This window comes from Butyrivibrio sp. NC3005, from assembly GCF_000424545.1.
GTDB lineage: Bacteria > Bacillota > Clostridia > Lachnospirales > Lachnospiraceae > Butyrivibrio.
The window spans coordinates 21,196-43,571 of sequence record NZ_AUKC01000007.1 but is presented as its reverse complement, the minus strand read 5'-3'; the positions used below and the strand labels follow the sequence as shown (position 1 = coordinate 43,571).

14 protein-coding genes are annotated in these 22,376 nt (G+C 34.7%); 3 read left to right on the top strand and 11 right to left on the bottom strand.

Annotated elements, in window-relative coordinates:
* Positions 1 to 85 precede the first annotated feature (85 nt).
* The 4 genes from G634_RS0103260 to G634_RS0103245 are packed head-to-tail and all read right to left on the bottom strand — an operon-like array spanning position 86 to position 7,063.
* The gene (locus G634_RS0103260; RefSeq protein ID WP_026504088.1) at positions 86 to 3,292 is read right to left on the bottom strand and encodes an AAA family ATPase; all 3,207 of its coding nucleotides are present in this window, start codon (positions 3,290 to 3,292) and stop codon (positions 86 to 88) included.
* 2 nt (positions 3,293 to 3,294) lie between these two features.
* A complete protein-coding gene (locus G634_RS0103255) occupies positions 3,295 to 4,446 on the bottom strand; it encodes an exonuclease SbcCD subunit D (RefSeq protein WP_026504087.1) in 1,152 nt (383 codons plus the stop codon).
* A 25-nt stretch (positions 4,447 to 4,471) separates the two neighbouring features.
* Complete coding sequence (locus G634_RS0103250; protein ID WP_026504086.1) at positions 4,472 to 6,418, bottom strand: N-6 DNA methylase; 1,947 nt, start codon at positions 6,416 to 6,418, stop codon at positions 4,472 to 4,474.
* Positions 6,419 to 6,436: 18 nt separating this feature from the next.
* Positions 6,437 to 7,063: a metal-dependent hydrolase gene (locus G634_RS0103245; protein ID WP_026504085.1), complete on the bottom strand. Its 627-nt coding sequence runs from the start codon at positions 7,061 to 7,063 to the stop codon at positions 6,437 to 6,439.
* Between the two features lie 226 nt (positions 7,064 to 7,289).
* Here G634_RS0103245 and G634_RS0103240 point away from each other — a divergent pair, with 226 nt between their 5' ends.
* Positions 7,290 to 7,688 carry an RrF2 family transcriptional regulator gene (locus G634_RS0103240; protein WP_026504084.1) on the top strand — a complete coding sequence of 133 codons (399 nt, stop codon included), beginning with the start codon at positions 7,290 to 7,292 and terminating at the stop codon, positions 7,686 to 7,688.
* 139 nt (positions 7,689 to 7,827) lie between these two features.
* Here G634_RS0103240 and G634_RS17800 read toward each other — a convergent pair whose 3' ends face one another.
* Together G634_RS17800 and G634_RS0103225 are read right to left on the bottom strand one after the other, a co-directional pair.
* Positions 7,828 to 8,433 carry a hypothetical protein gene (locus tag G634_RS17800; RefSeq protein ID WP_035798718.1) on the bottom strand — a complete coding sequence of 202 codons (606 nt, stop codon included), beginning with the start codon at positions 8,431 to 8,433 and terminating at the stop codon, positions 7,828 to 7,830.
* A 231-nt stretch (positions 8,434 to 8,664) separates the two neighbouring features.
* On the bottom strand, positions 8,665 to 13,926 hold the full coding sequence (locus tag G634_RS0103225; protein ID WP_026504083.1) for a pectinesterase family protein: 5,262 nt from the start codon (positions 13,924 to 13,926) through the stop codon (positions 8,665 to 8,667).
* 257 nt (positions 13,927 to 14,183) lie between these two features.
* On the opposite strand from G634_RS0103225, the gene G634_RS0103220 reads away from it, so the two are divergent.
* Entirely contained in the window at positions 14,184 to 14,642 is a 459-nt protein-coding gene (locus tag G634_RS0103220) for an RpiB/LacA/LacB family sugar-phosphate isomerase (RefSeq protein ID WP_026504082.1), read from the top strand.
* 117 nt (positions 14,643 to 14,759) lie between these two features.
* Here the strand turns inward: G634_RS0103220 and G634_RS0103215 are convergent, their stop codons facing one another.
* The 5 genes from G634_RS0103215 to G634_RS0103195 form a co-directional block, all read right to left on the bottom strand.
* A complete protein-coding gene (locus G634_RS0103215) occupies positions 14,760 to 16,085 on the bottom strand; it encodes an endo-1,4-beta-xylanase (protein WP_026504081.1) in 1,326 nt (441 codons plus the stop codon).
* A gap of 127 nt (positions 16,086 to 16,212) precedes the next feature.
* Positions 16,213 to 16,977, bottom strand: coding sequence for an amino acid ABC transporter ATP-binding protein (locus G634_RS0103210; protein WP_026504080.1), 765 nt, complete (start codon positions 16,975 to 16,977; stop codon positions 16,213 to 16,215).
* A gap of 18 nt (positions 16,978 to 16,995) precedes the next feature.
* A complete protein-coding gene (locus G634_RS0103205) occupies positions 16,996 to 17,649 on the bottom strand; it encodes an amino acid ABC transporter permease (protein WP_026504079.1) in 654 nt (217 codons plus the stop codon).
* 16 nt (positions 17,650 to 17,665) lie between these two features.
* Positions 17,666 to 18,499, bottom strand: coding sequence for a transporter substrate-binding domain-containing protein (locus G634_RS0103200; RefSeq protein WP_026504078.1), 834 nt, complete (start codon positions 18,497 to 18,499; stop codon positions 17,666 to 17,668).
* Positions 18,500 to 18,872: 373 nt separating this feature from the next.
* Positions 18,873 to 20,897 carry a methyl-accepting chemotaxis protein gene (locus G634_RS0103195; RefSeq protein WP_242826755.1) on the bottom strand — a complete coding sequence of 675 codons (2,025 nt, stop codon included), beginning with the start codon at positions 20,895 to 20,897 and terminating at the stop codon, positions 18,873 to 18,875.
* Between the two features lie 361 nt (positions 20,898 to 21,258).
* Between G634_RS0103195 and G634_RS0103190 the strand changes: the two genes are divergently transcribed.
* Positions 21,259 to 22,296, top strand: coding sequence for an SPFH domain-containing protein (locus G634_RS0103190; RefSeq protein WP_026504076.1), 1,038 nt, complete (start codon positions 21,259 to 21,261; stop codon positions 22,294 to 22,296).
* Positions 22,297 to 22,376 lie beyond the last annotated feature (80 nt).

Genomic DNA, 22,376 nt, shown 5'->3' with positions numbered 1-22,376 from the left:
ATACTTAGTATGTCATAACAAGTATATTCTCACAATGCACCTACCGCATTTAATCCCATGCGGTAGGTTTTTTTCTTTATAAATATCAGCTTATCTCCCAATGAGCGTGACTACCATTATCCTTCTTGGTTACTATTAACTGATTCTCAATTTCCTCTTTAAGTTCTGTAACATGAGAGATAATTCCTATAAGCTTCGAACTACCAGCCATGTTCTGTAATACTCGCACTGCTTGATTTCTGGAATGGTCATCTAATGAACCAAATCCCTCATCTACAAACATCATATCGAGGCAAATTGCTGATGTACTTGCCGTAATCTGATCTGCCATTCCAAGTGCAAGAGACAACGCAGCCATAAATGATTCACCACCTGAAAGAGTTCTGACCTCTCTTTCTTTTCCTGTAACAAGCGAATATACCATAAGATCAAGGCCTCGGTTTTTGCCACTTCCTGCCTTATCAGTATCCACCATTCGAAGTTCGAACTGTCCTGCTGACATTTCTTCAAATCTCTTGTTGGCTGCATACAGGATACGCTCTAAATATTTTCTTTGGACAAAAGTTTCAAAATCCATTCTAGATCCTGTTAATTTACCAGATAGCCTATTATATAAACTATCTATCCTAGTATAATCTCCTGCTATTTTTTCTCTTTCTGACAGTTTATCAGATAATTGAGTAAGGCTATTCGCGTCAGTTCTTAACGCATCAGATATACTGCTTAACTCATTCTGGGCTTTGGCAAGCTCATTCTCAGCTTCAAGCTTCTCGATATTTAATTTTTCAAGATCAGGCTTTTCTTTTCCTTCTATTGCTTTTTTTGCAGTATTTTGTGCTCCAAGTGCTTCAGATTTTTTCTTATTAAATTCATCTATCTGTTCATTAAATGCTGTAACGTCGCTATCTTTATACTTAACTATCAGTTCCTTCCATATGTTTTGACTGACATTCTTTTCTTTTTCTGCATCTTCATAAGCTTTCTTCCTAAGATTTTTTTCCTTTTCTCTTTCTGGAAGTTCTTCTTTGCATCTGGCAATAACAGCATTTACTTCATCGAACTTTTTCTTGGAAAGCTTTTCTTTTTCTTCAGCATCTTTAAGTGCCCTATCTGCCTTTCTATTTGCATCCTCTGCAATTTTCAAAACAGTATTAGCACTCTCTTCATCTTCAAATTCTTTTTGTAAAGAAAGCGCCTCTAAATTCGACTTTTGCTTTGCTTCTTCAATTTTCATTTCAGAAAGCTGTTCGTCCTCATGCTTTACTTCGCCCGTAAGTTTTTCTATATCTTCCTGCGTTTTTTTAACATGGTCTTTGAGCATGTTATACTCTTTAACAAGACTCTTTGCTTTAGAAATATTATCATCAAATTCATTTATCGTTTGTTCGATAATATCTGTCATCTGATCAAGTGTTATATCATCAGGAATAACTTCTATACTTTTCTTTAGCTTATTTTTTAATTTATTTTCCTCATCAGAAAACTGTTCGCTCTTTGCCCTAAAACCTGCCCTATCAGAACTTGATTTCTGTGACGCTTTTTCAAGTTCTTCCTGCCTTTTTCTTACCTCAAGTGCCTTTTTATCTACGCTTTCTCTTGTAACAGCGCTAAGATCAACTTCTATAACACAAGGATGAGGATGGCTTAGAGAGCCGCATACAGGGCAAGGCTCATTGTCTTTTAATTTATCTCTTGCAAGTATACCTGCCTGTGCGTCGAAATAAGCATTTTGAATTTTAATGTATTCGCTCTGCTCATCATTGTAACTGTCACGTGATTTTATGTAATCACGTTCTGATTTTTCAACATTTTTCTTTAGTTTTTCAAGTTCATTTGAAAGCACAGAATTCTTTGCCGCATCATTTCTTATCTCTTCCCAAGACTTTTTCTTTTCCTGTAAAAGAGTAAGCTTCTCCTGGCTTCCTGCAAGAGTATCGAGTTTATTATTATCTTCTTCAAGGCTACTTGATAACTTTTTAAGATTTTCTTTGTCAGCTACTACTTTTTCTTCAAATAAAGAAATACTTTTTCCTGACTCTTGTATCTTTTCCTCTGCCGCCTTTATCTGCGAAAAGATATTTAAAGCTCTTGTCACTTTCTCAGATATCTTAGTAAACTCTTCCAAAGCTTTGTTTCTGTCTGCTTTTTTAACCTCTAGAATTTTGGCGCATTCTTCTTTCTTTTCTGTAACTTCAGGAAGTATGTCAGTGTTTACAGCCAGCTGTTCACTAACCTTTTCTTTTGCCTTTATAGAGTCTTCATACCTCTGATAAAAAGAATTCAAGAAATACGCTGCCTGTATCTTTGAAGACAACTCTCTTAACTCTTCAACTTCCTTTTCTCTTAACCTGCACTCTTCAAGACTTCTTTGAGCATTTTCAAATTCTTCAAACGCCTTTGTAAGAGTAAGTGCCAAGGTATACTCATCACGCTTTTTATCTCGTATAATCTTTTTTTCTTCATAGATACTGCTCTTTAAATTCTTTTCTTCTTTAAGATTTTTGCATAAACTTTCAAGCCTCTTTTCCATCTCTTCCACTTCCACAATGTCCACTTTAGAAGATGATGTTATTTTTCTTTTGAGAATTTCCGTTTCAAGCATAGTATCAAGATTTGAAGGAATTATAACACTACCAATATAAGTCTGACATTGAAGATTTAGTCTTTCTATGACATCCTTTTTCTCATTTCTTCTACATAGCAGTTCATCGACAATTTTAGAGAATACTTCTGTACCGAAAAGTTTTCTAAATATAACTTTTTTCTCGTTACTATCTGCACGCAAAAGAGTCATAAACTCGCCCTGAGCTATCATTGCAACCTGCATGAACTGACTCTTGGATAAGCCTATGATTTCTTCAATTTTACTATCCGTTTCTTTCTTTTTTCCAGGATAGATACTACCATCAGGAAGTTCTAATTCTACAGATTCAGTCTCCTCTTTAAAATCTCCCTCGCCTCTTTTAGTCTTTTTTTTGCGAAGATAACGTGGTTGTCTTTTAACCCTGTAAATCTGTTCTTCTCCGCCTCGTGTTTCAGAAAAAGTAAGCTCCACAAATGGAACCGTGTCATTTTCTACGTACTGACTCTGTAATTCAATACCATCCTTCTTGTTGGAATTAGAACTTGATTCACCGTACAGTGCAAATACTATTGCATCAAAAATAGTAGTCTTACCAGCACCGGTATCACCAGTTATAAGAAAAAGATTCTGATTGGGTTTTCCAAAATCTATACTTGTCTTTTCACCATAGGAAACGAATGCCTGCATGACCAATAAAAGAGGTTTCATTTTTAGTTATCTCCTCCCTGCACAGTGTTAATAATATCCTTCAATATTTCTTTTTCTTTGTCATCTAAATCCTGCAAGAAGCAATTGCACAGTTCAAAAACATCAAGGCTTTGCATCTGCTCAATATTTTCTGCATATTCTGATTTTTTGACATTTTCTCTATGAACTTCCAAAAGTCTTGGAAAAGCATTTCTAAGTCTGTCATTCATATCAAAAATGTTAAGATCGACTTCATCCGTTAACACTACGCTTACATAATCATCACATTTTTGTTCCAACACTTCTTTAAGAGTTCCCTTTATCTGCTTAACTTCTCGTAGTGGTTTCAAATCAATTGTTTTTGTATGTACATTTCCCTTTTCAAGAAGTTCAACTTCAATTATGCTTTTTTGCTGATTCTTCTCACTCAGGCTACAGGCAATGGGAGTACCGCAGTATCTAACAAACTCACTTCCCACCTTCATAGGCTTATGAATATGGCCAAGTGCTGCATAATCGAATCTTTCAAGAATATCACTTTTTACTTCGTCTATATTCCCAACTGTGTGAATCTCGGAATCCATTCTTTCCACATCTTCTGCATTACACCCTATAGGAAGATAAAACTGATGAGATACTATAACATTTCTTTCTCTCTCATCAATATCTTCTCTTTCTATCAGTTTATGAAGCGTTTCATCGTATGAAAGATTATTGCCATTCTCAGAAGTTCCCACAATAGCTTTGACCATTGACGGTTTTACAAAAGGAAGAAGATAGAAATTAACTTTTCCAAACTCATCTTCAAGAGTTATTTTCTCAATATGATCCTCTTCTTTTTCAGGTGGAAAACCTATCATATGAACTCTTTGTCTCTGAAGAATTTTCCTAAATACATTAACTCTTGATGCACTGTCATGATTGCCGCTTATCATCATGATATGAGCATCAGGAAGAGCCTTTGTCATATCAAAAACAAATTCATCAAACAAATCTACCGATTCAGCAGAAGGAACCGATTTATCATAAATGTCCCCTGCTATTACTATAACGTCAGCTTTGTTTTCTTTTGCTTTTTGAACAATTTGTTGTAAAATAAATCGCTGATCCTCTAATAAATCCTGATTTATCAGCTTTAGTCCAATATGAAGATCTGATAAATGAAATATTTTCATTTTAGTTCACACCTCTTTTTAGAATTTACAGATGATAGATTTTCCTGATAACACTTTCAAGCTCATCATAATAACAATTATAGTTTTCATCTCTAAGCAAAAGTTTATCAACAAGTTCTACTACTTTATCATGCTCATTACCTGTCGGGACAGGAATCGGAAACCTTTCTAAATGCGATTTAAGCACCTTAACCGAATTGAACTCTTTCTGAAACCAGAAATCAGCTAGCCTGGAGTTAAGAAGTCCCAGTACATATTTAATACTTATCCCCTTAAGATGCGGAATCAGCACATTACAGCTGTTTAGAGACAGACGCCTTTTATCATCATAAGCAAACACTAATTCGTCGCTGATAAATCTATATAAAAGTTTCTCATCTGATCTATACAAATCAACTTTTGCAACCTGCTGATACTTTGAAGGGTCAAATGCAATGTATTTTAGCTCATTATTGTCTGCATATCCATACTTCACAATATTCTGACCCTTGTATATTCTTTCCATTCCGCTCTTCTTTTCATTTGCAAGAAATCTCTTGTTATCACCTGTTACTATTCCCATAGCAAACTCAGCATTATCTTTCAAATATACGATGTTTTCTCGAGTTTTCATCTTCTCAAGAATCTCATAATCTTCATCATTTATAGAAAAAGAAAAACACTCAGCATCAAGCCTTCTACTTGTATTTATCACAAAATTCTCATTTGATTTCTCAATGCAAAGCCCTCTTATGTCGCACTTTTTACCTGTCTTCTCGATTTCTAAAATAATGCTGGGACAATTAACCTTATCAAATACATCTCCTAGATATATTACTGATTTTATATTACATTCTTCAAGTATAATCTCTCTGATTTTTTTGTGAGTTTTAACTGACAAAAAAGCCATAGGAAGGACAAAAGATATTTTGCCTCCTATCTTCAAACTCATCAGAGCTTTCTCGACAAACAAATCATAAGACTCCATGTTCGATGTAACCACACAGCCAAACTTTTCTTTTAGAACTATTCTTTCTTCCTTTGAAAAATCATATCCCCATGGAGGATTTCCGAGAATAATATCAAAATCTTGTGTTGTTTCAAGTAAAAAATCTTCATTTTTGATATTGTTCATTAATACATGTACAGGACACTCAGGATACCTTATTGCCAGATTAATTCTGGCAATTTTCACAGATATTTCGTCTATATCATATCCATAAATATTATAAGGACTTATTCGTTTATCTAGCTGAAGAAGAAAATTTCCGCTTCCAAGACAAGGGTCAAGAATCTTTATATCTTCCCTACACAAATCATCTGATTTTGAAATATTCTCAACAAGTTTTCTTACTACAGTTGTAGGCGTATAATATGCTCCTTTAGCCTTTCTTTGCCTTAGATTTCTGCATGAAATATACATAAGCCCCAAGAGATCTTCAGAATATTTTTCATCCAGGCAAAACGGAAGATTAAGAAGTTTTCCATGTTCTTTGCAGAACTTAACAGTTTCCTGTTTTCCTGGAATAAGATCATCTATCAGTTTTGTTTTATCACCATAAATATCTTTCTTATTCTTGTCAGAAATATACTCGTATAAACTAATCCTCTTTCCATCTTTAGCTAGAAAAAAAAGAGCTGCATCAGCGATAATAATTGATATCTCTTTGTTTGTTAACTCTAAATTACTTTTCTTTATGTCATCAATCAGTTTAAATATAACAGGTGCGTTTACATTCGTGCGGGAAATATACTGATGATACAGTCCAAGACCTGTTACATATTTTTTATTTCTTCTGCTTCTTAGAGCCTTGTTATCTCCTGATTTAATATCCTCAACTACTTTGAGTGCGTATTCTTCATCAAAATAAACATTGTCTTTTTCAATTCTTGTCGGTGATATTTTGCCAAGCTTTACCCAGTTTTTACCAGTACCTCTATTAATCGATAAGAGACTGCAAAAATCATCCAGATTTATTTCGTTGTTCATCATTCTTACCCACAATTGATATTATTTTCTAACCAAAAGTATCGCACTTTGCACCGGTATACTTTCATATATAAGAATAATCGTAGCTATAATGCTAATAGTAAGCAGCAGTCGATTCACAATTCCTTTTGATGAACACAAATGCATACAATAGCCTTTTTTCATTGGCCATAATAATTTTTCGTTTCGTCTGTTAAACAAATCTATGAACAAATGAGATATAAAACCAATAGCAAAATACGGCATTATATCAGGAAATATCATAGCAACGCATCCGCTTAGAGTAAAAAGAGCTGCAAAAGAGTGCATAAACGCTCTGTGCGGCTGCCTCATTCCATAACTGCAAATTAAAAGGAACAACAAAATTCCACATACAATTCTAAAATAGTCACTGTTTTCCATTATTATATGTGTGATTCCTAAATGAAAATACCATTCCAAAACGGATATAACTGCGATTGTTAAAACAGAAGCTCCCATAACTTTATCTGCATCTTTGTGCGCCTGTGATGTTCCTGAATCAATGTCGCTTATTACCCCTCCAAGTGCAGCAGCTCCTGTTCCGGCAACAAGAATCGGTAAGCTTTCCGGCTGCATAATAGCCAAAGCTGATGTCATTCCTACAAAAAAATGTGTTCTTCCAAGCATAAAATCTGTCTCTCTTCTTTAGTCATATAAAAATGTTACTTGTTACTTACGTGGCTCTTACTATAACACTAGGCAAAATCTGTCTATATTAACCGGATTTTCCTACCTGAGCCTATGTCATATTATTTTAACAATTATTTGGGGTTGTGTAAACCTAAAACCCTATACTATAATAGGTTTATAAGAATGCAGATTACTGTTATGTTTTTATGAAAAGGATGTTTTTATGATTTCTACAAAAGGACGTTATGCACTTCGAGTTATGATAGATCTTGCCATGCAGGAAAGTGAAGATTTTATTCCACTCAAAGATATTGCTGCAAGACAAAATATTTCCAAAAAATATCTTGAGATAATTGCAAAAGAACTCGTTGCTGCAAAATTAATAGAAGGACTAAGTGGTAAGCACGGAGGATATAAACTCACAAGAGATGTTGACGATTATAGTGTCGGTGAAATCATCGAAGTGATGGAAGGCACTTTTTCACCGGTTGCCTGTCTTGCCGACGATGCCAAAGAATGTCAGATGCGTGCTGAATGTAGAACTATTCACATGTGGGAAGAGTTTTACAAACTTGAGCATGACTTTTTCTATAGCAAAAAATTAAGCGATTTATGCAAATGATTGCATAAATCGCCAATAATTCTATCTAAACTTATTTCTAACTCTCTTAATTAAAAAAGCAATCACAGCTATAACTATGATCCGAAGAAAGATATTGAAAACAGTCCATAAAGAATTTATTACTCCAATACTCATTTTATCAATACTTCCAAGAAACATTATAATTAGCCTTGCTCGAAGATATTTTTGTAAGGCTTGTGTTTACTAAAATATAATGATCATAGTGACCATACACTGAAACAGATAGTTTTTTACCTCCCTTTGTAATTGAAGATGAATACGTATCTTGAACCCACTCATTTCCAATTGTCAAACCAGTATATGATGTTGTCACCGAGTTAACTTTTGTAAACTTTCCTTTAACAAAAGAATATTTTGCATATACATTTATTGAGCCAAGCCCCGTAACAATAGATGAAGTTTTTACACCTGTATTTGAACTTGCTTTAGTTACTTTATTCCTAGATAAGCATTTATTATTCTCAACATTATAAGCATTAATTTGCAACAAATCTTCTTCTTGCGTTAAATACTTTTTGGCTTCTTCCACTGAATCAAATTCTAGTGGTATTATTCCATCTGGCAATTCCTCAGGCGAAATACTTTTTCCGCCTAACTTAGTAGCTATAGCGTCTGAACAATTTTCCTCATACCCGCATTCTTCTTTAGCTAGTACATTATATGACGATGAGAATGTAGTTAAAGCCACACATGCACACAATACAATTATTTTCTTAATCTTCATGTCCACCTCTTATTTCTAAGTAATTTTCCTAAGCAAAGTTTAACAACTATTACATATAATGTCAATATTTTGTATATTGTTGCCAACATCGACGCAAAATCGTAATTTTTACAATCTTCGCATACACAATTTATGATAGATTTTCTATGCACATAATTGTACAAATTACTGAATCGCGTAGTCTACAAAAAAATTCCATGAAGCTAAATTACTTAACTCCATGGAACTTTTTTAATTTTTATTTGACTTTTTCAAATTAACAAACACAATAAAAGAAATCGCTATAAGCAAAATAAATACTACAAACATTCTTTCATACATATTAGATAAATCACCTGTAGCTGCTTTTCTAGAATTCTTACCAGAAACTCCTGGTATTTCTTTTTCTCTAGATTTACCCAAAACACTTTTTTCATTATTTTGTGTATTTGCAGTAGATACGCGATTTTCTTTGCTTTCGCCAGATTGTGTACTATTATTGCTATTTGCTTTAACTATAACACTTGATTCACTAGGTATGATACTGTCTGTCTTTCCTGTTTCACTAGATATAATGCTGTCTGTCTTTCCTGTTTCACTAGGTATAGTTCTGTCTGTCTTTCCTTGTTCGTTAGAATTATTCTTAGCTTTTACCAACAGTTTTTCTTCAAATTTATCTTTGATATTATATGTATTACCCTCTGCATCACTTACCTTAACATTAACAATTGTACTAAGTGTTAACGTATTACCAAAATTGCTTTCTGATATTACATATTCGTCACCATTAGTATCTTCGTTCCAGATAAACTCTATTTTTTCAACACTTGCTTCCTGATAGTTTATATCACTTGGAAGTGGCTTTCTGCTCTTCTTCATGATTCTTGCAACAAGAACGTCACCTGTATTAAGTTCTGCTGTATTTTCAAGTTTTGTTACAATTTCTCCATCTTGTAAATATATTGCAGGAAGACTTCCTAATGCACGCTTAACCACATCTCTCCACATATCAGCATCTTCAACACCTTCTTTTGTAAGGTCTATTTCATATTCATAAATATTCTTCTTATAGAAGATTCCTATTACATTTCCGACACCAATTGTGAATGTAGTACTATCTGCCTTTTTCTCAGAATTATTGAAACGAATCTCCTCATAATTGTAACTATTTATTTCTTTAATATACTTTGTTACATCTACTGTTGTTCCAAAAAGCTGTGAAAAAGTGATTTCATCTGAAATCATTTCGCCTGTATAATAATCGTAATATCTAACATATACAGTCTGCTTATCAGGGATATAGAAGAAATCAATCTCATTGTCTGTATCATTATCTGTTACGACGATTGATTTAACCTTTTCTCCCATAGTTTTGTGCCCCGGCATAATAGGTGCAACCTCTGTAACCTTATCACCGCACTCATATTTTTTTGTAACTTCCTGCGCTACATCTTCTCCTGTATAAAGATTTCTATAACAAATCTTTACATCTTTCATCGCCTTTTTATAAACAATGGTTATAGAATTATCTTTTTCCGAAAGAGTTATCGCAGTATCATTGTTTACAACTTCATATCCTGTTATTTTGAACTTAGCATCTGATGCCTTTATTCTACTTCCGACCTGAGCACTTCTTATTTCAGGAACTGCCAAAGTGTTACCTTCCGCATCTTTGAAATAAACTGTATAAGTCACAAAAGAATTTTCATTTATATTGTCTTTGTCACTAATAAAATGAACTGGAATAAATGAAGTAAAGTAGTCATCTGAATATAGTCCAAGTTCCTGTTCTGTATCAAATACTTTGCTATACTCATTGCCATTGTCATCTATTCTATCTTTTTTGGTCACAACCTTTGTTGTAATCTTTGTATTATACTCTTTGTAATTAACATTATACGGCTGTGTACCACTCATACTATGCCAGCCATAGTCTTTTATTTTCATTCCTGTTACAAGAGTATCCTTGTATGTAACTTTAGCCTGATTATCCCATGGTCTACCAAAATAGCTTGCACCAAGCATCATGCCATTAGAAGGCCCCGTTACCCTGCAGTTATTAAAAAGATATCCAAACTTTGAATTTGCACCTCTATTAGCTGTAATATAGCTATGCTTCTTATCACCATCAGTATAACCAGCAAAATTAAGTTCACATCCTTCAAATACTACATCACCATAACCAAAGATATAGTCAGTGTTACCCATAATAAGACTGTTTCTTATATATCCAAGCACTTTAGGGCCGGTATAAAGTGTGTCCTGGCTTCCAAGAACAGAACATCTATAAAGTTCGAAATCCGTTCCTTCAATTGCAAGTGCACATGCTCTTTCAGTTGCTGATACGCTTGCTGCGTCCATTCCGAAAGTTCTATTAACTTTTATTTTTGAATCAGAATAAGCATTTGTATCAAGTTTAACACCATCTTTAATCTCTTCTTCTGTAACATATCTGTTAAATGAGTTTTCAAAGATAATATTCTCAGCCTTAAATCCTGTCGCACTACTCTTTACAAGAACAGATGCACCCCACTTATCAACAGCTCCTCTGCCAGATTTATTGAATGCTGCCTCTTTGTTATAATAGCCTTTTACTGCACTATAATAGGTATAACCTATTCCGTAATACCATGTAATTTTAACAGTTCCTTCACCCACAAGATGAATGTCTTTTGCAGTTATAATTACCTGTTCTCTATAGGTTCCCGGAGCGATATGAACAGTTACTGTTCCATCATTTTTATGAGCATTTCTTGCATCTTCAACCGCTTTTACTGCATCTGATACAGTATTAAAGTTCAACTCTTTATCTGGATATCCTACATATATATCCTTTGCATCTTTAATATCAGTATTTATAGCTTTGTCAAAAAACAAGTCTTTTCTAATGTAGCTTCCGTCTACAGTTATAACTGTAGATGTCTTATACTCTGCATTATCTGTCTTAACCTGATATTTTCCGTCACGAAGGAAAATACTATAAGTATCGCTGTCTTGTTCAATTGATGTCTCATATTTTTTGCCATCAGCAGTATTAGTAAATGTAAGTTTGGTCACAGCATTATTCGGGACATTTATAAGTCTTCCGGATACTTTGTAGGTGGCATTTTTTACCACAACATAGTTTATTTCTTTGTTGCTGTCAGCAATAAACTTCAAATTATCCTGGGTAAGTTCCAAAATGTAATCATTACAGTTATCAAGACTTACTTCGTAATCATTAACCTTATCAAGATCAAGTACTGTACTATAAGTCTTATCCTCGGAAATCCTAGCATATACATCTCCAGATTTCGAGTTACTGAATTTAAGACTTGCACCAGCAAAATCGAAACCTTCATCAAAACCTTCAACTTTTCCTGTTACAACTACAGTTTCTGCGCCTGTAATCTCGAAATCGTGAACATTATCTTCTTTCGATATATCAACTTTAACACTTGTATTACTACTGTTTGTATCCAAATGATATCCTGAAATGTTCTTGATAGAAGCTTCATACTCTCCATTTGCAAGAACTACTGCGTATTTTTTCTGAGCATAGTCGATATCTGCTTTGTATACTTTTCCAGTCTCTTTATTAATAAGTTCCAATGAATAATCATCTGAAACTTTAGCATCTTCTGGGAAAATAAGTTTTCCAGAAAGAACCGGACTATCTTTTCGAACAACTCTATAGAAATCAGGTTTACAGTTTTCTCCATCCATGTAAATTTTGAATGTTCCGTCTTCTTTTGCTGTAAAAACAGTCTTTGAAGGCTGATTAACGAAAACCTGTGCAGTATCATTCTGACTTTCACTCTCATTTACAAAATGAAGCGTTCCATCAGCTTTTTTGCTTCCGGCATATACTTCGATAATCTGCCCATTTTTTACATTAGCAATTTCAATATTTCTGCTTTCGCTGGAACTTGCACCATTTGCATAATAATAACCAGCCGACTCATAGCCATCACTAAACTTATAAATGCCTTTTTTGTTTGTTGCTTCAATAGTTTTTCCTTCAATTGAAGGTTTAGTATAGATTCTATCTCCTGCCTTAACATTTAAGGTAAGATCACCTATTTTCACATTTGTCTTAGCTTCAAATGCGCCAATAGTTGTCTGTCCAAGCTTATTGGTATAAGAGCCAAGAAGATTTAGCTGTCTGTACACTTCATCTGTAATTTCATTCACAGCACCTTTTTGGGTATCTTTTGCAAGACCAAAATCCCATACATCACTGCTACCGTTTCCAACCTGATCAAATGCAGAAGACGGAAGCGTAACAGTAATATCATAAAGATATATCTGACCTACAACGTTGAGCACTACGAAGCCATATCCTTTTCCTGTATACTCATACTCTGAACCTGATGTATAGTTCTCTCCATCTATGGAAATAGTGCCTCCATTTGAAAAATAACTAAAAGAAAGCTTTCCTGCTCTATTAAACGGCACTACGATAACTGTACCATCATTAACCTGAACATCATCTTTGGCTCCATTTTCTCTTGCATTGAACTTCGCATTATCTTTGGTAGCATCGATATAAAGATTGTGATAAAATCCTAAACCTTTCTCAAATTTCACTCCATCCCTGCCATTATCATCTTTTACAAGCTGATAATCTGTAAAATCCCACTCAGTATTAGAAACCGGGAAATTGAATTTAGAATAGTAGTCTGTCTCTTCTTTTTCAACTTCTTTATTATTCTCTTCATCTTCTGCACTGCTTTCCTTCTTAACTTCGATATATGCAAAATATGTATTAGCATTTACTTTTAGTTCCAGAACTGCAGCATTTTCCTTATTTTCATACTCATAAAGAAAACATCCCTGACCTTTTATGCAAGTCATTTTACTTTCGTTAATTGTAAGATTCAAATCGCCATCATATGCCATAATGGTTATCTTGGAATTTTCTTTTACTGGAATGTAAAATCTTGTATTAGCATTAACCTGTGCCCACTGCGAGTTATTTGGAGCACATTTAGCACCAAAAGCTGTAGCATCTATAAGCATATTTTCATAGATATCTTTATTGCCTTCAACGTGTAATTGGTACACTGAATTTGAAAAATCCCACTTGTGATCATCTGCTTTATCAAGATTTACAGTTTTTCCTTCTGCAACTTTACTCTCATTTACCAATTTATAACTGTCTTCTTTGTTTTCTTTTTCATCAGAATTTGAAGAATCAGCATTTTTTTCCTGTGAGTTTTCATCATTAGAATTTATAGAATTTGTGCTTTTATTCTCTGAATTATTTTCGATATTATCTGAATTATCTGATGTACCCTCATGATTCTGGACACTTGCATCTGCCAAAGAATCATCATCAGCTTTTTCATTTTCCATTTTAGAATCATCTTCTGTATCTTTAGTATGGAGTTCTTCTTCCACACTACTAAGACCCTCATTACTTACATTCTCGCCGGCAAGTACAGCTGAATACTGACTTGCACTAACGAGTGATGTAAGAAGTGCGGCTATACATATTGCAGATAGCCATTTTTTAAACGCACCTCTATTCATAATCACTCTCCCTAGCAAAAAGATTAATTGTCTGTTCCAATTCAATTACATCTTTACCCATAAACAGACAATAGCTATAATAACAAAAGAACCATCATGCAAAACATCATATTTACAATTATTTTTGCATATCGTGGTATTTTTTGTGATTTATCTTTATGAAAGCAATCTACCATTAACGTTTTCTGGATTTACTCCGAAAAGTCTAGTGGACAAAAACTTTAATACTGCTAATCACCGCCCGAAAGGAGATTTTTATGAAAATAGCTATGGCAAATGACCATGCCGGAACTGGTCTTAAAAATGAAATTAAAAAATATCTTGAAGAACAAGGACACGAAGTTGTTGACTTTGGTACATACGACGAAGAAGGCTGCGATTTATCAGATTTCGTATACCCCGCTTCTCTTGCAGTTGCCAAAAAAGAATGTGACAGAGGAATATTCGTTGATGGTGTAGGATATGGAAGTGCTATGATTGCCAATAAATTAAGAGGCATTTTTGCGTGTGTCTGTCAGGATCCATTCTGTGCACAGCTTTCCAGAGAACACAACGATTCAAATGTCTTGTGCATCGGTGGCAAAATAATAGGAAGCGCTATTGCAATGGAAATCGTCAAAACGTGGATGAATACAGATGCTCTTACTGCAGAAAAATATGTAAGAAGAAGAGATAAAGTTGCTGAAATCGATAAGAAACATTGTGTAGAAGTTTAGTTTTATATCACGCAAAAAAGCTCTAATATGCGTTTTTCCAATTATTTGAAGCAAAAAGCATATTAGAGCTTTAGATAAATAAGTTATTAGTTTTAATCTACTTCTAAGTTTTTTACATCAATAATTATCCATAGCTTCTTTTATTTTCAAGAACGCTTTTTTGGGTTCATAATTTCGATCAAAGATTCTAGAGTTTGTGGTATCACCTTCTCTATAGTGATCAACTAGTCCAAACAATGTTACATTAGTGATATTTGCTGGTCCCCCAGCTTCTTTATCCAGATCATGCAGCATCTTAAAAATCTGATAATACTTTGCTGCTTGTTTGTCAAAATCTGCTTTCGTTTCATTTTCAACTGCAACAGATAACTCCGTAATCTGAATTTCAAGATCAAGCTCGGCGAATTTCTTTATTGCTGGTTCGATAAGGTAAATTGATGGATAATCAATTCCCCAATAACCCTGCATTCCTATTCCGTCTATAAGTCCCTTTTCTTTCAATGACTTACACAACGCTATAATAGACTCTGTCTTCGGGGACTGATAAGTATTGTAATCATTGTAGAAAAGCTTAACATCCTTATCAGCATATTTTCTTGCATAGGTAAATGCTGCTTCTACGTAATCTTCACCCATTGTTTCATACCATGGATTTGGCGCATCTCCAAGCTTTGTTCTACACATAAATGGTGAATCTTTTGCAGCAGATTCAGGATCAACAGCTTCATTTACAACGTCCCAGCAATAGATTACTCCCGGATAATCTGTCTGCACATGGGTTAACATTTGTTTAATATAGCTTTCCATTCGCTTTGACATGGTCTTTTTGTCAACATATGCGCCTTCATCTTCATAGTTCTCTCTAAAAAACCATTCAGGTGCCTGAGTGTGCCAGACAAGTGTATGACCACGCATCTTCATACCGTTTTCTTGGCACCACTTAAGTGTAGGGTCAATTGATGCAAAGTTTAAAACAGGCATACCGTCTCCATTTTTTATGCTATCTTTGGAAGCTTCCTGATCTAGGATGTAACAGCTTTTCATGAGGTTAGTCATAGTGCAGCTATTGAAATGTTTCTTTGATAGATCCATGTATTGTTTAATATTAAGAGTCTGATTTTCTAGTGTACTTCCGTTTATTCCGACTCCAAGAGAAAAATAATCTTTACACAAATCTTTTAGACAGACATTTTCATCTATGCTTATTGCTTCAGAACTGTCTGCATTTTCTGTAGAATTTTTAGAAGAATCTTTGTCTAAATCCGTACTTTTACTGTCTTCATCGATGCCTTTGTCATCATCTAATGAACTTCCTGCTGTACTGCTGACACTGCTGCTAACAGATACATCTTTTGCAGAAGACTTTTCAATAGATTCGCCGCTCTGGCACCCCATAAGCAGAGCAGCAATCATAAAGCCTGCCAAAACACTTTTCCTTCTCAATTTCGTACCTCCCTAATTTAATAAATTTGGTTACGTTTTTAATATAGAATAAAGTATTGGCAGACTCTAATCATTAATTGCTATCTAATTTTTGTTTTTTGCTATTATCTTAAGCTTTTTTCAGCTTTTAATACTTGTTCATCACTGACAAAAACTGTTTTGTTCTCTCTTTTTGAGGGTTATCTATTACTTCTTTAGCATCACCCTGCTCTAATATTATTCCCTGATCCATGAATAAGACTTTATCAGAAACATCTCTTGCAAAGCCCATTTCATGCGTAACGATAATCATAGTAGTGTTATTATCTGCAAGAGAGCGAATAACTTTGAGAACTTCTCCTGTAAGCTCTGGGTCAAGAGCAGATGTTGGTTCATCGAAACATAGAATATCCGGATTCATTGCAAGTGCTCGTGCGATTGCAACTCTTTGCTGCTGCCCTCCGGAAAGCTGATGAGGATAATTATTCATCCTATCAGAAAGTCCCATTCTATCTAGCAGCATCATTCCTTCTTGTTTTATTTCATCACTGCTTTTATTTTTCAACAGATTTGGTGCAAGGCATACATTTTCAAGTGCAGTATACTGCGGAAAAAGATGAAACTGTTGGAATACCATTCCAAAATGAAGTCTTTTTTTTCTGATTTCTTCTTCCTGTATGCGCTTATTACTTTCAATATTTGCCCCATCAAAAAGAACTTCACCATTAACTTTTATCATACCGGTGTCGGGAGTTTCGAGGAAATTTAGACAACGAAGAAGTGTTGTTTTTCCACTTCCTGACGACCCTATAATGGAAATAACCTCTCCCTCTTCCATAGAGAAATCAATTCCTTTAAGAATCATTGTATTATCAAATTTTTTTGTTATATTTTTTACTTCTAAAATAGACATCTTATTACCTTTGTATTTTTACTTGAAGAAACTCAGCTTTTTTTCCAGCCATCCAAAAAACAGTGTTAATACACCCGAAAACAGAAGATAAAATGCGCCTGTATAGAACAATGGCCATATAATTCCATCGCTTTTAATGAATGCAGAACCATTCCATATAATCTCATAAACTGAAATAATTCTAGCAAGCGAAGTATCTTTTACAAGAGTTATTATTTCATTACTCATAGGCGGCACTATTCTCTTTGTTACCTGCAAAAGTATGATTTTAGTAAAGATTTCTCTATTGGTAAGTCCCAAAACTTTACCAGCTTCGTACTGTCCTTGAGGAATTGATAATATTCCGCCTCTATATATTTCTGAAAAATAGCATGCATAATTAATTACAAATGCAACGAGTGCCGCAATAAATCTTCCGCTTGTACCGTTCCATATGGACGTTCCCAAGATAAGTCCAGGACCATAATATATTACGATAAGCTGGAGCATAAGCGGTGTTCCGCGGATTACCCATATGATAAATCTAATTGGAAAACGAATAATTTTCAGTTTATTAATGGATCCAAAGCATATGAATAATCCAAGCGGTATTGAAAAAAGCAGCGTAAGTCCGAAAAGTTTTAATGTTGAAAGAAAACCTTCAAGCAAAGATAATGTTACAGTTAAAAACATATTTAATCCTCATATTTTATTTAATAAGAGCACCTTCGAGGTTATAGGTCTTGGCAATCTTATCCATTGTGCTATCGTTCTTGAATTTATCAAATTCAGAATTGATATAATCTGTCAGGTCAGAACCTTTTCTGCATCCTACCACATACTCTTCTGATGTAAGAGATACGGTATATGCAAGGTTTGCATAGCTTGTTCCATCACCAATCATTGCACCTGCCATTAAAAGATCAATGATGCAGGCATCTGATGTTCCGGCTGCAACTTCCATTACAGCATCAGACTGTGATGCTACGCTTGTATAATTTAGTTTGTTTTCTTTGGCACTTGCTTCACCTGCAGAACCTGTTTCAACCGCGAATGACAAATCTTTTAAAGAATTGACATCTTTGTATTTGTCTGCTTTATCTTTTGGAAGGACAACCACCTGTGCATTCTGAAGGTATGACTTGGTACAGTTCATGGAAGACTTAACCTCATCTGTAAGTGTCATTCCATTCCATACTACATCAATTGACTTATTGTCAAGTTCAAGGATTTTATTGTCCCAATCAATCTCAATAAATTCAGCCTTAACTCCCAGATCTTCGCATACTTTCTTTGCAAGGTCTGCATCAAAACCTATCCAGTTGCCATCATCATCTTTGTAATCCATTGGTGCAAAGTCTGTAATACCTATAATCAAAGAGCCTTTCTGCTTGATATAGTCCAAATCAGAACCAGCCTCTGTTTTAGATTCAGACTTATTTGCTGTATTAGTCTTGTCTGATGAACATGCAGTAAGAGAAAAAGTTAATACTCCAACCATTAAAGTTGAAAAGAGTCGCATTACTGTTGTGTTCTTTTTCATAATAATCTCCTTAGAATATTTGATTTTTATCTTATGGTGTTTATACCCATGCAACAAGCAAGTAATTAGAAAAAAGTTATTCTCATAATAAATGTAAGTCTTAATCATATTACAGATACATAGAATAGCTTTAGTTATTTACCACTCTATCATACTAAAATGTTTTTGTCCATTCTTTTATGACAATTGCGTCAAATTAGATTCTCATATTATCTTTTATATGGCAAAAAGACTGCAAAAAATGATTTCTCATTTCTTACAGTCTTTGATAGATGTGTTTTGCCTGATTATACTATTTCGTGAGCAAAACTGTTTATAAATATTGATTTCCAGTATTTAAAAACCTTAGAACCATAACATTTATAATCTTTAATTACTTAAAGAATGCAATCTCCTGATTAAGCTTTTCAGCTACATCGCGAAGTCCTGTTGCAGACATAGCAAGTGTTGATACTGTTGCAGAAAGTTCCTGAACAGATGCACCTGTTGTTTCAGATGAAGCAGCATTTTCTTCTGAAATAGCTGTAAGTGAAGACATAGCATCGCTTACAAGTCTATTTGAATTTACGCAGTCATTAGCATCAGAAGAAATAACAGTTACACCAGATACTGTCTTTTCGATATCTTCGAGCATTCCTTGAACAGAAGTAAGTGTCTTTGCAAGTGCTTCCTGCTGTTCAATATTACCTTTTTTGATTTCCTGAGCAGCTTGTACTGCATCCTGCGCCTGAGATAAGAGGCTATCCATAACTCCTCTGATTTCCTGAGCAAGGTTTTCAGAATCATCAGCAAGCTGTCTAATTTCTGATGCTACTACTGAGAATCCTTTTCCGTACTCACCTGATCTTGCAGCCTCGATTGAAGCATTAAGTGACAAAAGGTTAGTCTGAGAAGCGATACCGGAAATTCCTTCTACTCTATCATTAATATTTGCTACTGCTTCCTGTGTTGCTGCGATTTTTGAAGATATTTCTTCAATCTTAGATGTCATATTAGTTGAAGATGCCTGAAGGTATGAAAGTGACTTACTTGAATCTTCAGAAGCCTTCTTCATGCGTGCAGCAAGTTCATTAACATCATTTGATGACCCCTGAACACTTTCAACTGCCTTTGTTATCTTATTAGATCCTTCTGCTGCTGACTGGATTTCTTCTGCCTGCTGTACTGCACCTGTTGCAATTTCCTGAACTGCACCAGCTACGCTTTCAGCTGTTGCTGCAATCTGATTTGCCATAAGAGAAAGTTCCTCAGAAGAGTGACCAACTGTATTGGAAGATTCCTTTATGTAACCAACTATTTTACCTAACTTCTCAATCACTGAATCAGTATTTCTAACTATGTGGCCAATTTCATCTTTTCTATTTGTATATTTTCCGATTTTCTTAAATCTTCCATCTGCAAGTGCAGAAAGGCTTTCATCTACTTCCATAATAGGATCAGTGAATTTCTTTGCCATAATAAGTGAGAATACTACTACTATAGCAAGTACGATTAATCCAAGAATAATTCCTGTTAATGCGCTTAATCTGGCTTCTTTAAGTACTTCATTTTTATCAACTGCTACGCAAACTGTATATCCTGAAATAGGTTCTTTTACGTAAGAAACATAAGTTGTATGTCCTGTTGCATTGCTTTCGTATGTATCAGACTCAAGACCTGATGTCATATATGGTGACTGTTTGAAGCTTTTTGGTTCATCATCACCTGAAATATCATAATCAGAGTGTGCTGCAAGAGTTCCGTCGCCATCTACCATGAATGCTTCAACACCGTCTTCTGCAAGGAGCTTATGGAAGTCACTAAGCATGTAACTTCTATGAATAACTCCAATTATATCTCCGTTCTCATCCTTTACCGGAACTGCCAGACAAGTATTTCTGATTTTTGTAGATCCGCTTACAAATACAGAAGCAGCATTAATCTCTCCTTTAGAAGCTTTGATGAAATAATCTCTTTGAGAAATATCAACACACTTTCCTTCATCACTTCTAAGAACCATCATTCCTTCGATATTAGAAAGAACTATCTGATTCTCGTCACCGAATGTATCATTGATAGCTTTCATCTGGTTTAAAATATCTTTTCTGGTTTCAGGTGTTTCTCCATTTTTAAGATAACTTCTTACACTAGAAGATGCTGCAAGGCTAAGCAATGAAGATTCATTTTTAGCCATAATCTGCTTTACTTCAGACTGAAGATACCATGCTGACCAGCTAAGGCTATCTTTTGATGTTTTAATTGCTTCATTCTGAGTTCTTACAAAATTCACAGATACAATTATTAAAAGGGGAATAACTGCCATGCTGATTGCCGCAGCTACTATTTTTGTTTTGATACTGTTGATTTTCTTTACTGAACTTACAGATTTTGTGCTCTTTGAATCTGAACTTGCTTTCACTTTCATTACCTCCTTGAAAGTATATCCTTTTGTTTCATCCCTGAAACTTTTAACAAACGTAATTTCGTTTTTGTTTTACCGACCGAATTGAAAGTATATCACAACCTCAAAAAAATAAAAGAGTTTTTCCTATTAAGAATTTATAAATTATCGAAATAAAAAATAAAATGTATTTTGCTTAAATCTCTTATCTTGCTATCTGGAAAACTACCGAATTGTAACTAATATGCGACGAATGATACTATTTTTTTTAGAAAAGTGGACGTATAATAATAATAGCTTGAGGCAATAAAAAACTGTAATTTTTTACTACTTCAAATTTTTCTAACATTTTTCCAAAAAAGAAGGGAGTATTAATCGTATGGAAGAAATTGCTTTACCTATTCTTATTATTGTTGTTATTCTTCTTGCATTAATCGTAACAAACTTTGTAATCGTTCCTCAGGGACACGCATATGTCCTTGAAATGCTTGGTCAATACAAGACCACTTGGCAGGCAGGTCCTCACCTTAAAGTTCCTTTTATTGAAAGAGTTGTTCGTAAGATCAGCCTCAAGGAACAGGTTCTTGACTTTCCTCCTCAGAAGGTAATCACCAAGGATAACGTTCAGATTGATCTTGATTCTGTTATTTACACAACTGTATTCGAGCCAAGACTCTATACTTATGGTATCGAAAATCCTATCTCGGGTCTTCAGAATCTGTGTGCAACTACACTTAGAAATGTCGCCGGTGAAATGGAACTTGACCAGCTTCTTTCTTCAAGAGATGAAATTAATAGAAACCTTACAAAAGTAATTGATGACGCCAGTGATAAATGGGGTATCAAGGTAAGCCGTGTTGAGCTTAAGACTATCGGCATTGACCCTGAACTTCAGGCTATCATGTCCAAGCAGATGAGAGCAGAACGCGAAAGACGTCAGACAGTTCTCGAAGCTCAGGCTCATCAGGAAGCTGTTGTCAGCCGTGCAGAAGGTGATAAAAAAGCAAAGATTCTTGCTGCTGAAGCTGAACGTGATTCTCAAATTGCACTTGCTGAAGGCCGCGCAAAGTCAATTGAGATGGTTTACAAGGCTGAAGCTGATGGTCTTCGTATGTTATCTGAGGCAAATCCTTCCGAAAATGTACTGAAACTTAAAGGCATAGATGCACTTAAGACTGTCGCTGACGGACGTGCAACAAAGATTTTCATGCCAACTGACTTATCAAACGTAATCTCTACACTTGGAGTAGCCGGTGAAGCTCTTGGAATTGGTAACTCTACAAGTATTGACATGTCAGAGAAACCAAAAAAGGCTCCTGTAAAGGATCCTTGTATAAATGTTGAAACAAGCCAGGGCGGCCGCGAGGCTTCTGAAACTTCTAGAGCAATTAACGAATCTGTAGAAATACATGATTAATTACTAAATTCAATTATTTTTAGAAATGTAAGATTAATTGTAAAAGCTTCTTGCTGATGATTATAAAAACTCAGCAAGAA

Excerpts from the sequence above, each read along its gene's own strand:
- G634_RS0103260 (WP_026504088.1), bottom strand. The coding sequence starts at position 3,292 with ATGAAACCTCTTTTATTGGTCATGCAGGCATTCGTTTCCTATGGTGAA.
- G634_RS0103255 (WP_026504087.1), bottom strand. The coding sequence starts at position 4,446 with ATGAAAATATTTCATTTATCAGATCTTCATATTGGACTAAAGCTGATA.
- G634_RS0103250 (WP_026504086.1), bottom strand. The coding sequence starts at position 6,418 with ATGATGAACAACGAAATAAATCTGGATGATTTTTGCAGTCTCTTATCG.
- G634_RS0103245 (WP_026504085.1), bottom strand. The coding sequence starts at position 7,063 with ATGCTTGGAAGAACACATTTTTTTGTAGGAATGACATCAGCTTTGGCT.
- G634_RS0103240 (WP_026504084.1), top strand. The coding sequence starts at position 7,290 with ATGATTTCTACAAAAGGACGTTATGCACTTCGAGTTATGATAGATCTT.
- G634_RS17800 (WP_035798718.1), bottom strand. The coding sequence starts at position 8,433 with ATGAAGATTAAGAAAATAATTGTATTGTGTGCATGTGTGGCTTTAACT.
- G634_RS0103225 (WP_026504083.1), bottom strand. The coding sequence starts at position 13,926 with ATGAATAGAGGTGCGTTTAAAAAATGGCTATCTGCAATATGTATAGCC.
- G634_RS0103220 (WP_026504082.1), top strand. The coding sequence starts at position 14,184 with ATGAAAATAGCTATGGCAAATGACCATGCCGGAACTGGTCTTAAAAAT.
- G634_RS0103210 (WP_026504080.1), bottom strand. The coding sequence starts at position 16,977 with ATGTCTATTTTAGAAGTAAAAAATATAACAAAAAAATTTGATAATACA.
- G634_RS0103205 (WP_026504079.1), bottom strand. The coding sequence starts at position 17,649 with ATGTTTTTAACTGTAACATTATCTTTGCTTGAAGGTTTTCTTTCAACA.
- G634_RS0103200 (WP_026504078.1), bottom strand. The coding sequence starts at position 18,499 with ATGAAAAAGAACACAACAGTAATGCGACTCTTTTCAACTTTAATGGTT.
- G634_RS0103190 (WP_026504076.1), top strand. The coding sequence starts at position 21,259 with ATGGAAGAAATTGCTTTACCTATTCTTATTATTGTTGTTATTCTTCTT.